Source organism: Spirochaetales bacterium, from assembly GCA_016930085.1.
GTDB lineage: Bacteria > Spirochaetota > Spirochaetia > SZUA-6 > JAFGRV01 > JAFGHO01.
The window spans coordinates 1-12,653 of the sequence record JAFGHO010000117.1; the positions used below are offsets into that span (position 1 = coordinate 1).

The window sequence follows — 12,653 nt, forward strand, 5'->3', positions numbered from 1 at the left end:
ATAATTCAGCATTTACCGGGTAGAAATAGATTAATTTCTCTCTATACGAATCAATATTCACCATTTTGGATACTTCGACTTTAAAAAACACATCTATAAACCACACACCCGCTTCCCATACCTCCATATCGGATCAAACAGAATAATCATGCGTAGACAAGTAAGAAAAAATCACACATAAACCGCTAATCCCGATAAACTAAAACGGTGCCAGGAAAAAAATTTGCTTTCCTGATCCATCCATGATATAATAGAAAACCGTTATATATAAAGGAGAAATATCCGCCATGGAAAATACGGTGACAAAAAACAGGTGTCACATATTGCTTGTTGAAGACAATGAACGTGACATCATCCTCACAAAAGAAGCCTTTAAAGATAATAACATGACATACAGCCTTTTCGTTGCAAAAAACGGTATCGAAGCACTCTCTTTCCTCAGAAGAGAAGATGGCTATGAAAATGTACCGAGACCGGACATCATCCTGCTCGATCTGAACATGCCCGGTAAAAGCGGTTTCGACGTTCTTAAAGAAATCAAGAGTGATCGGAATTATCGATCCATTCCAGTGGCGATATTTTCCAATTCAAGCAATGAAGACGACATTATGGCCAGTTACAATGATTACGCGAACTGTTTTATTACAAAACCCGTCGATTACGAGCAATTAATCACTGTTATTCGGATATTTTTTAATTTCTGGGTCGATACGGTAAAACTTCCCCCCCATAAGAAATAATTGCTGCTCATTCTCCCGCCCTTCTAACGTCTTTAGAATTTCACAATCGCGCCATGCCGGTTATCGTGATGAGATATCCAAAGCGGCCGGGTTTTAATAGCCCGGTCGCTCTTTACGCGGACGGGCATCGTCGACTTTCAGCACTCTTCCCTTGAATTCGGTTCCGTTTAGTGCGTTCTTCGCATTTTCCGCTTCTTCCGTTCCAGCCATTTCGACAAATCCGAATCCCTTCCCCTCGATAATCTTGACATACTTGACTTCCCCATACTGACTGAAAAGATCTTTCAGTTCAGTATAATCAACCGAATAATCAAGATTCCCGACATAGAGTTTATTGGTCTGCATAAACTTCCTCCGATATCATATTTCTTTTAATATTTTGGAGAAAACCGATGCAGTAAACTCCATAGTCTTAAAAGAAACAAAAAATAATGTTAACATCCCGAAAACAGGGGCTGCTTTCCTCTATTCCCAAGCTGTATCACCTTATCTCTACGCCCGCTTCATTTATGGGCTTTCCGACATCATATATAATGTCTACATCGATACAAAATTTTACAATACATTCCCTGTTTTGTCAATAATATTTTGCTCGAGGCACTCTCCTCGCCGGGAACGACCGGTTTGATGATGAAGAGGGAATCGTCCACGCTGCGTCCGATACCCCGTTTATCATTGACTGCGTCTTTAATTATCGGTTTATCAATCGTAGCGTTTCAAAATCACGAAAATTGCCGCCCCGATAACGAGTTCGACCGAAAGAATAAGAAGCCAGACCATGAAGTTTTCAAAACTGGTCGTCATTTTCGTGAAACCCTGAAAAAATCTCGTAATAACGATCCTGATGATCCAGATGATAAAAATTATGAGACTCGTGATCGCCGTATATTTCCTTGCTTTCAGGAAAAAGACACCCAGAAGAAGAACGATACCGCAAATAATCTCGACCACACCGAATGATATCTCGACGGCAATACTCGTCCCCCCACCCATTGAAAACATATCCTCGTCGATACGGGTAGAAACGCCGCAAATACCGAGGGCGATAAAAAAAATCGCGAGCATTATTCTCAGAATCAAAAGCGAATTGACATTTTCTGCAAGCTTTGCCATTGCTATTCTCCTTTTCATAATTTGTTTCCCATTTACAAAAGGGTTATAAGGAGTATGGGGAATTCATGTGATTAATGCAATATTTTGAAACAATATTCTTTCACTTTTTCCTCATTCAACCGCTTTCTGGGACGGAGGTTGGAGAAAACAGCATCAGGCCGTAAAAAGCGGGGACAGAGGTTGAAAAAAAAATAATGCCGGACTCACACCGATGCTTGCGGCAACATTTCCCGAATCAACCCTTCTTCTACCCGTCTCGGATTGTTGGCAAGTCGCTCTAGGTTTACTCTGGAAAGCCATGCATCAACATCGCCTTTGGTTTCCAGGCCGATCTTCGCCATCGCTGTTTCGAGTCCGATTTCCCGCATCAACCTCTCGATTTTTTCTCGCGCTTCTTCCGCGGTTTCAGTGCCGATGGATGTCAGCAACAAGCGCATAGTCTTTTTTACATAACCGCATCCTCGTTTGTCTGTAACATCTTCTTCTGTTACCAGATTATTGTATACGATAAATCGTCCGAGCATGAGTCCTACGGCATGACCGTGCGGGATATGATATTTCTTCGTCAGGTAATAAGAAAAGGCATGAGGAGCGGTCGTTTTCGTGATATTGATCGCCTTGCCTGAAAGATGCGCGGCAAGGGCCATCTTCTCTCTGCTATCGTTGTCCGGTGTAAGTACCGCTTTTTTCAGGTTATCGAATGCGAGGCTTATCGCCTGCTTTGCGTATTCGGCGGATTGTCGATTCGATTGAACCGACCAGAAAGACTCGATCCCCTGTGAAAGGGCGTCCATACCAGTTGCCGCGGTTACGGAAGGCGGCATACTGAGGGTGAGTGACGGGTCCACGATCGCGTAATCGGGAAGGACGGAAGGAGCCGCTACAGAATACTTTTCTCCATTAATATAGACGACCGCGAAGTGCGTTGACTCGCTTCCGGTCCCCGCGGTTGTCGGGATCGCGACAAGGGGTATATCGCGGCTTTTCAATGCTTTTTTTTGCGTTATCAGGAGTTCCGGAGACTCAGCATGGTCGGCAAAAACGGCAATGAGTTTTGCCATGTCGATCACCGAACCTCCCCCGACAGCGATTACGACATCATGACCGTGCTGTCTGAAAAGAGCAAGCCCACGCTTCACATCTTCTATCCGGGGATTTGGATCGAATTCGGAAAAAAACATGATATTGCGATTCCCGATGACCGGTTCAAGCATGTCTTTCGCCCCTGAAGATTCAAACGACATCCGGTCCGCCACCAGAAATATGTTCGAAAACCGCTTTCCTGTTATTATCTGCTTGAGGCGACCGATACTGCCGTACCCGAAAAAATCAGTCTGGCGCACCCTTGCCTCCGTCCCCCAGCAGTTTTATTGCAAGCCGGTAGTCTTCTTCCGTATCGATCTCCATGCATACCTCATGATCCAGCGCGACCGGCTCGAGTCCTATTTTTTCCGAACATTCGTTAAAGGCATTTTCCGCGTATACTTCCGTACGGCCCGAATCGACAAACCTCCTTATCTCCCCAAGCCATATCCCCATCCCATGCATGGAAAGCCGGTATAAGGGAAGAAGAAAAACGCAATCGTTCCCGAAAACCCGTGTCCCGATCTCCACGACGATACCATTCGTGATTCTCCCCTTGAAATCCTTTTCCGGAAGCGGCGCTGCGGGATCGACAATAACCGCGTTATCCGCCGGATGTTTCAGAATCTTTTCACAGACACTCCTTTCCATTATAAGGTCGCCGTGAAGGAGGAGTAATGAATCGCTTTTCACATATCGTTCGGCAAGAAACATCGAATAAATATAGTTCGTGGAAGCATATACCGGATTGAACACATAGGAAACATTCAGGTTTCCGTACTTTTGCAGGACGTACTCCCGGACCAGTCCGTCAAAGGGCCCGAGAGTGATCACAAACTCATCGATGCCGCAGTCAAGGAGGAGATCGATCTGGACCGAAAGAATCGTACCCCCCCGAACCTCGAGCAGGCATTTGGGCCTGTCGTCGGTAAGCCTTCCCATCCGCTTTCCGATTCCGGAGTTCAGTATCAGCGCTTTCACCGGACTATTCTCTCACTCCGAGCCGTTGCATGAACATCCGCTTCAAGTCTTGCGGATGATGATGCGGCCGTCCCAAATCCTTGCGCGCCCCCTTTTTAACACGAACTTCAAGAAAGGCGGGACCGCCGATCTTTATAAAATCCGGAAAGATCGATTCGAGGTCATCCCGGCAATCCGCTTTTACGCAATACCGATAGCCGCACCCGCGCGCGATTTCCACGAGATCGATATCCGTCCCGCAGGTGGGCTGTCCCCCTACCGAATCATGGGCGGCATTATTGAAAACGATATGGCGGAAATTGGAAGGGGCACACGTCCCATTGATTCCGAGGCTTCCGAGGTGCATTATCACCGAACCGTCCCCGTCAAAGCAATAAACCTGCCGCTGACGTTGCGCAAGGGCAATTCCAACTGCGATGTGCGATACATGACCCATGGAACCCACGGTCAGAAAATCCCTTTCGTGCCCGAAGCCGCACTCTTCTCGGTACTCGTACAATTCACGGGATATTTTACCGGTCGTCGAAACGATAACCGCCTCGTCATGCAGTTTTCCCGCGATGAACGAGACCGCCTCTTCCCTGGTCATCGTCCCTGCCGGGTTTGATCTTCTTTTCAATTCATACGGTGCAAAGGTCCCGATTCTGACGACAAACGCAAAACTCCTCCCCTTTTTCAGTATCTTTTTCACTTTTTTCATGCCGATTTGAAGCCCTTCGTATGAGTTGGGCATGATATCATACTGAATATCGAGGGTCTCGAGCATGGGAATCGTGATCTTTCCCATTTTTTTATGCTGCGGTTCGTCTTTTACTCCCGGTTCACCCCTGAATCCGACAAGAAGAAGGAGTGGAAGCGTATAGACGTCAGGGTCGGCGAGGGAGACTAAAGGATTAACGGCATTTCCGAGTCCCGAGTTCTGCATATAGACCATCGCCGCCTTCCCGGTTCCAAGGTAATGCCCGGAAGCAAGCGCGACCGCTCCCCCCTCGTTCGCCGTGATGATATGTCGGTCCGGCGGTACCGTATCAGTCACATATGCGCAGAAATCCTTCAGGGTCGAATCCGGAACCCCTGTGTAAAAATCGATCCCCGCTTCCTTGAGAAGGCGATAAAAATCGCAGGCGTTTATCATTTATTTTCCTCCCGGTATAAGCTCCAGAATCTCCCTGATCGGGATACACATATCCTCCGCTTCAAGACCTCGGTGATACATGAGAATTTTCTCCGCCGTTCCTTTCATGGCTTTATAGGCGCTTCGAAGGAGATGATTCGCGTAGATCACCACACTGATACCCGCAGCGGCAAGTTCGTTCTCGGTAATTGTATTAAAGGTTGTAGGGACGACAAAAAGCGGAACCTTTTCCGTGAAACGGGAAAAAGCCCGTGCGAACTCGAGAATTTCATCCGGCGATCCGTTTTTACTGTGAATCATGATGCCGTCCGCCCCCGCTTCGATGTATGCCTTTGCCCGGATGACCGCGTCATCCATGCCGGCTTCGAGAATAAGGCTTTCAATTCTGGCGACAATCATGAAATCATCCGTGATGCGCGCCTTTTTACCGATCGTGATTTTACTGGAAAAGTTTTCGATCGAATCCTGTGTCTGGGCGACCTCTGTTCCGAAAAGAGAATTTTTTTTAAGACCGATTTTGTCTTCGATGATAATCGCGGACACCCCGAGGCGTTCGTAGGCACGAACGATAAAAGAAAAATGTTCGGGTTTCCCACCCGTATCGCCGTCGATGATGAGGGGCTTTGTCGTCACATCGAGTATATCATTGACCGTGTTGAGACGGGAGGTCAGATCCACGAGTTCGATATCCGGTTTGCCTTTTGCCGTCGAATCGGTAAGGCTGCTGATCCAGATGCCGTCGAACTCCTCCTCGCCTTGATTCTCGTCGACTTTCGTGTGTTCCGCGATAAGACCCGATATACCGTTATGGGCTTCGAGGATCCGGACAATGGGTTTGGCATTGATAAGCCGTTTAAGCCGCTTTCGCCGGATTTCCGGGGTTGTCGCGATTTCGAGAAGCCCCAGATTCATCGCTCCGGAAGAAAAACCGGGGGTATACGAGGTTTCGACCAGTTCCCCCCCCCACTCTTTCAGCGTCTCGATCACCTTTTCTCTCACATCTTTCTGCACGCCGACCTGCCAGTCGTCTCCGTGAACGACATAATCGGGCTTTATCCTTCTCAGGTTTTCCGTATAATCACGGGTTTCCTGCGGAACGACTTCTTCCACGCCTTTGATGTTTTTAATAATCGTTTCACGTTGTCCGTACTGCAGATAGGGAAGACGTTTGTATGAGGCGATCGCCTTGTCGGTCAAAAGGCCGACAATGACACGCCCGAGTTTTCTGGCAATATCGATGATATTGAGATGTCCCGGATGGATGATATCCGCGCTCATGGCTACATAAACCTTTTTCATGGCATATCCTTATTCGTTTTCACGACAAAGTATAAAAATATGATGATACTATGGAAGCTATAAATATAGCAATACCGACAGGCATGTATTCATGTATCGGGCTTGAACAATCTTCAATAATAATGATAGATTATACCACAGGGAATAGAAGACGATATTTGACTTTTGGCAGTAATGGTGATACATTAATAGTAAAAAAGAAAGTAAAATGGATAGGAAAGCCGTATTTCTGATAGTTTTTTGTTTATTTCTCGTTTCAATCCCGGGTTTTACCAGAGATTATTATATTTCCCCGTCGGGAAACGACTCCAACACCGGATTATCTTCAGGAAACGCATTCAAAACCATAGACGGCGCCCGCAGGGCGATTCAAACCTATATTTCAGGGGGAATGTCTGAAGACATCGTCGTCTATCTTTCGGCAGGAACGTATCCCGTTACCGATACCGTCCAATTTACCCCGGCGGATTCCGGGAAAAGCGGTTATTCCATTACCTATCGGAATATTGCGGGCTCGAGACCGCTTGTCGCCGGAGGAATTACCGTAAATCAGTCGGACTGGCAGGCTTATGCATCGATTGTTTACCGGGCTTATGTCGGAACCATCACCGCGGTCGCCCTGTTCGAAAACGGGAGGGCGGGAATCCGGGTCGACAATCCCTATGGGTACGCATTGACCCAGATGGTCTCCTCCCTTGATACGCCGGGTGAGTTTTATTATGACGGGACGCAAGGATACCTTTATTACAATCCCCGCTATACACCCATCGACGAGCAGCAGATCACAATACCGCAGGTGCTGCGTATTATCGAGTTCGCGGGTGAAAGCACGATAAACAGGGTTGAAAACATCATTTTCAGCGGGCTTTCCTTTATCGGCACGACATACTCCGACCTGGAACTCGACAGCTATGGAGACGAAACCGGCCTCATCCACATGAGGAATACATCCCGGATAACGATTCGTGAATGCAGAATTCTGGGCGCCGGGGTTACGGGTGTCTTTGTCTGCGACTATGCCTATCGCAATACGATCGAAAACTGTAGAATCGACGGGAGCGGACGGAACGGGATAACCCTCCGAGGCCATCTTCCTGGCGAGGGCGGCTTTGCGAGTGCGGCGGCCTCTGACGTGAACAAGGAAACCAGTGTCAAAAGCTGTTATATAACGGCAACGGGTACACACAGAAGCACGGGAGTGGGAATACGGATTATTCAGAGCGGAAGCAACATCATCGAAAGCAATACTATTTACAGCACAAGCGGATCAGGCGTCCATATCGACGGCCCCGAAAATATAATCGGCTTATCGGTATACGGGACGACGGTAACGAACACAAACAAATATTCGTTTCTTCACGCAAGGAACAATATAATAAGGAAGAACGATATTTCGCGAACCGGACTGAATGCCACGGGAAGCGGCATTTACACGGGAAACGCGGGCACGGGAAACATCTTTGACAACAACATCGTCCATGATATCTATTCCGGCAACATCGGCGGTTTCGCGGCCGGGATAAGCATCGCCTCTCCTTCGGAGGAAGTATCCGTGGTAAACAATATCCTTCACAGCATCAAAACGAGTGAACGCCGGGGCAGGCCTCTCTATATCGCAGGAAACGATTGCACGATCAGCAACAACATCATCGCCGACAACGATCCCACCCACGACTTCGTCTACGACAATACCAGATACGACGGGCGGAACCTCACCATTACGAACAATATCGCAAGTACTCCGGGGGGGACGTTTATCCATTATTTCGAAAGCTGGCATGAATATGTCATGACATCGGATGAGAATCTCTATTATCATCCGTACGGCGGTTATGAAGTCAGAACTCCGTATGAAAGAAACAGCCTTTCAACATGGCAGCAGCACTACGATCAGTCCTCCGTATTCGATATGAATCCCCTCTTTATCGATGAAGGGTCGCACAATTACTCGCTTGAAACCACCTCACCCGCCTTCCGGATAGATTTTACGGATATCGATCAGGATGCCCTTGGTATACCGAAGGATTTCCCACACCGTTACGCGCGCGATCTCATCGAAGCGGAACGGTACAACGCAATTTCCGGTGCCGCGGGGAGGGTGACAACAATCCGTTCGCAATCCCAGTCGGATTACGCAGGCTACAATTCACTCTTTTTTGACGAACAGTGCAAGAACTTCGAAATCCGGTATTCGTGCAATACCACGGCGGGCGAAAACTCGGGGAGATCGATCAGCCTGAGACTGGACGGCCCGACCGGAACCGAAATAGGCAGCATCGCGCTCAGGGGAACAGGCGGTGAAAAAAAATACAGACAGGAAAACATCCCCGTGACCCGGATAACGGGAAAACACGACCTCTTCCTCTATTTTATCGGCGGCACCTCCACGGTCAGGGTCGACTGGTTCAGGTTCTACGAAACCTATGTCAATCCCGTTGTCCCCGCCGTCAATGCACCCATAGTCCAAATAACGAGCCCTCTCGACGGAGCGGTGCTCCGTTCCGGGCAGGATGTCACCATTACCGGCACGGCCCGCGACCTGGACGGCTCGATTACCTCACTCGTTATTTCACTCAACGGCATCGACTATGCCCTCCCCGTCGGCACAAATTTCTCCTATACATGGCGCCCGTACGGAACCGGCGAGCAATCGATCATCGTCCGTGCGACCGACAACTCCGGAAACACCGGCCTGGCCCAGATCACCGTCAACGTCTCCAACGAAAGCGGTAGCGTCCCGGTTATCACGATCACCCAGCCGGAAAACAATGCGACCTTTAAAAGCCCGTTAGCCGAACTTGCCGTTATCGCGACCGTAACGGATCCCGACGGTAACATCAATTCGACCGTCCTCCTTGTCGACGGGATGATCAAAGACAGCGAACCGGAAGAGATCGATCCGGATACATACAAGCTGGTCTGTCCGGGATTTGAACTCAAACCGGGCTCACATCATGTCACGGTCAGGGCGATCGATGACACGGGATTCCAGGGAGACCATTCCATCGAAATACTCGTCACAAGCGAATCATGCCTGATCGCGCACTGGACCTTCGACTCAGCCGTCGGGAACCGGGCGGAAGATTCGTCGGGAAACAATTTTCCCGGAGTCCTGTTCAATATCAACCGCGTCGAAGCGGGAATCAATGGCAACTGCTATTATTTCGACGGCAACGCGGCGGTCAAGGTGATGACGCCCCTGCTCGATTCCCAGCCCCAGTTCACGATCGCGGGGTGGGTAAAACCGCTGGAATTCGGAAACCGTTCCGGACTCTGGGGACAGTACGGTGTTCTGGGATTCGGTTTTTTTCAGGAATCGCTTATGCAGGTGTTCACCTACAACTGCGGAAACCTCGAACCCCCCTACCCCTTCGGACTCAATACCTGGCACCATATCGCCCTCACCGCGGACGGAAGCGTGCTCAGGGTTTTTTACGACGGGGTAATGCAGGACCCGTCGGCACCGACCCCCTGCTCCACCTACGGGAGTTCCTCATCGACCTTCAATATCGGTGGCGGCGGCATTTTCGACCCGGCCGGCAATTATTTCAAAGGCTGGATCGACGACGTCTACCTCTACAGCTGCGCCCTGAGTGCGGACGAGATCCGTATACTCGCGAAAAAAAACGACAACATACCGCCGTCCGTCCGGATTATGGAGCCCGCGAACAAATCGAAAATTCAGGGCCCCGCGACCATTGAAATAAAAATCGAGGCGAGCGACCGCGACGGTGAAATCGAATTCGTGGAAGTGACGGCGAACGAAGACCATGTCGGCCCGCCGCTTTACGAAGCGCCCTATTATTTTACGTGGGCCGGCGTCCCTCCGGGGGACTATACCATCACGGCAAAGGCGGTGGACAATGCCGGGGGCGAGGCGAGCGCGTCGATAACCGTTACCGTCGTCCAGGAAGGCCAGGACCTGCTCGGCTACTGGTCGTTCGACGAAGAAACGGGCGACAAAGCTTACGACAGGTCGGGAAACGAAAACCACGGTGATCTGAAAAACGGCGCCGCATGGACAAAGGGGATAAGCGGAAGCGCGATCAGGTTCAACGGCCACGCGATTGTAGAGACGAACAAGGGGCTTTTCAATGGACTTGCCGCCTTTACCGCGGCGGCGTGGGTAAAACCGTCCGACCTCCACGATCGGAGCGCCGTTTTGGGCCAGGACCACGCCCTGATTTTTTCGATCAACAAATCAGACGGGTCCTCGAGCGGGGAAAACCTTTTCACCACGTGGACCGCCGCCAATATCTATACCGGCACCCCGTATCGCTTTCCGGTCGAAGAATGGCACCACCTTGCCACCGTGGGAACCGGGGAACAATTCATCCTGTACATCGACGGGAAACCGGTCAGAACGATCAGCCAGCCGTGCAGCAGTTACGGCAACTCCGAGTTCACGTTCACCATCGGCGCACTCCCCGTTTTCTGCCAGTACCCGGGTAATTACTTCAAGGGGATCATCGACGAGGTCTACCTCTACAGCAGCGCGCTCGACGAATACGAGATCAAAAACCTCGCCCTCCTCAACTCCTTCAATGCCCCCGAGGTTATCATCACATCACCGGAAGACTACTCCATTTTCTCCGTCGGTGAGCAGATCGAAATCACCGCGGCCGTGAAAGACGATTTCATCCCACAGCTCAGGATGGAGTTTTACGTGAACGGTACCTTTTTGGCGGTCGACGAAACCGAACCCTATACCACCTCATGGACGTCGATCACAAACGGATCCTTCAATGTCAAAGCCAAGGCGATCACGTGGGACGGATACTGGTCGGAAGCCTCGGTCACCCTGACCATCGAACTGACCGGCGGCGAATCCGTGATCGATGACGAAGACGGCGAGAACGTCGGGGCGGAGGATGAAGAAACCGCATCCGGCGATACGGCGGAATTCTCAGACGGCGACAGGGAGTCTTTTTATTACGACACGGGAACCGATCTTTACGACGACGAGGAAAGCGTCGTTTCCACCAAACACATGCACTCCTCGCAAAGAAACGTGTACGACGAACTCGTCAAAAAAGACGACGGCAATAAAACGGGGAGACAGGACAAAGGTGAAGAAAAGGGTTCCTACGACATCGCCGCCACTCATTCCTTTCCGCTCGGCCGTGACGAAGACGGTAACGGCGATCCCGGTGCCGGAAAACCGGAACCCACCCCCTCCGACGTCACCCTCGCGATCGACCGTGGGGACATCGATCCTGTCACCGGCGAACTCAGACTATGGGATCCGTACACCCAGAACTACGACGGCTCGCCCCTCAAAAAACCCTTCCCCGTGATCCTCATTATCGGGATCATCCTGCTGATTCTTGCCGCAGTGGCAGCACAGGTTTATATCATACGGAAAATGGTGCTGAAGAAAAAAGCGGTCGAACGGCAGCCGTAAAGACCGGTTTTTTCGATACGCGTTTCTTTTCTTTACCGGCATGCAGCGTACATATATGAAAAACTCAACAGGTGACCTGTTTTTTATTAATGCGGACTGGACAAAAAAATATCCGGTGCTTTGTCTATTACGTCGAAGCTGTCGGATATTCTTTTCTTTCCGAAGTTGATAGAGGAATTTAGAATAGATAATTATCAGAGGGGGTTTTTAAAGCCGGAGTATCCAAAATGGCGAATAACGAGGAGGATAGAGAGAAATCAATCCATTTTGTCCCGGTAGATGCTGGATTATCATATACAATTGTCGTAATTTTCTCCGTGGGGATTGCTGTAATCTTTTCTCCTCATTACTCCACTGCTTGAATCTTTTTTCGAATTCTTCAAACACCCTATTCCCATACCTCTCCACCATCGCCAAAAACAACTCCAGCAACCCCCTCACCAACTGTGCGATGCTAAAGCAATTCAAATCGGCATGCAGGAGCTTGATCTTCCGATACATATCCTCAGGGAAATAAGCGTGCACATGTACCCGGCTTTCATCGGGATCCTCCGATACCACTCGATAACGGCTCATTCGTTGCCTTCCCCAAATATGTTCCTTTATAATCAAAGGATCGATACAGGACAATATCCCGACAATGACGCCGGATAACGAACACCTTGAACCGAATAAAGAAAAGGCAAGCAGCTTCTCTCTCATTATATTCGTAATAATGAAATGGAACTCATGCTGATCGGATTCTATCATATGACGCTCCTCGAATAATTATTCTTATACAGTATATAACGCTTAAAAAATGCCCGCTGCTTTGATTTTTAGAGGTAAAAAAAATCACAAAGAGGGGTATACCTGTTGCTAACATATTAATGCGGTTTTTTCACATTTAGTCTTTAAT

9 protein-coding genes are annotated in these 12,653 nt (G+C 49.4%); 2 read left to right on the top strand and 7 right to left on the bottom strand.

Going from position 1 to position 12,653, the window contains the following annotated elements:
• The first annotated feature begins 287 nt into the window (after positions 1–287).
• Entirely contained in the window at positions 288–740 is a 453-nt protein-coding gene (locus JW881_19660; protein ID MBN1699741.1) for a response regulator, read from the top strand.
• Positions 741–833: 93 nt separating this feature from the next.
• Here the strand turns inward: JW881_19660 and JW881_19665 are convergent, their stop codons facing one another.
• From JW881_19665 to aepX, 6 genes are all read right to left on the bottom strand, one after another.
• Positions 834–1,085, bottom strand: coding sequence for an RNA-binding protein (locus JW881_19665; protein ID MBN1699742.1), 252 nt, complete (start codon positions 1,083–1,085; stop codon positions 834–836).
• A 357-nt stretch (positions 1,086–1,442) separates the two neighbouring features.
• Complete coding sequence (locus JW881_19670; protein MBN1699743.1) at positions 1,443–1,853, bottom strand: DoxX family membrane protein; 411 nt, start codon at positions 1,851–1,853, stop codon at positions 1,443–1,445.
• Positions 1,854–2,056: 203 nt separating this feature from the next.
• Positions 2,057–3,196, bottom strand: coding sequence for a phosphonoacetaldehyde reductase (locus JW881_19675; protein MBN1699744.1), 1,140 nt, complete (start codon positions 3,194–3,196; stop codon positions 2,057–2,059).
• Positions 3,183–3,917, bottom strand: coding sequence for an NTP transferase domain-containing protein (locus JW881_19680; protein MBN1699745.1), 735 nt, complete (start codon positions 3,915–3,917; stop codon positions 3,183–3,185). Before JW881_19680 ends, JW881_19675 begins: the two co-directional genes overlap by 14 nt.
• 4 nt (positions 3,918–3,921) lie before the next feature.
• Positions 3,922–5,052 (bottom strand): phosphonopyruvate decarboxylase, encoded by a 1,131-nt coding sequence (aepY, locus tag JW881_19685; GenBank protein ID MBN1699746.1) that lies wholly within the window; start codon positions 5,050–5,052, stop codon positions 3,922–3,924.
• The gene (gene aepX, locus JW881_19690; protein MBN1699747.1) at positions 5,053–6,351 is read right to left on the bottom strand and encodes a phosphoenolpyruvate mutase; all 1,299 of its coding nucleotides are present in this window, start codon (positions 6,349–6,351) and stop codon (positions 5,053–5,055) included.
• Between the two features lie 208 nt (positions 6,352–6,559).
• Here aepX and JW881_19695 point away from each other — a divergent pair, with 208 nt between their 5' ends.
• On the top strand, positions 6,560–11,755 hold the full coding sequence (locus JW881_19695) for a right-handed parallel beta-helix repeat-containing protein (protein ID MBN1699748.1): 5,196 nt from the start codon (positions 6,560–6,562) through the stop codon (positions 11,753–11,755).
• A 207-nt stretch (positions 11,756–11,962) separates the two neighbouring features.
• On the opposite strand, the gene JW881_19700 is transcribed toward JW881_19695, so the two are convergent.
• Complete coding sequence (locus tag JW881_19700; protein MBN1699749.1) at positions 11,963–12,505, bottom strand: hypothetical protein; 543 nt, start codon at positions 12,503–12,505, stop codon at positions 11,963–11,965.
• Between the last annotated feature and the right edge of the window lie 148 nt (positions 12,506–12,653).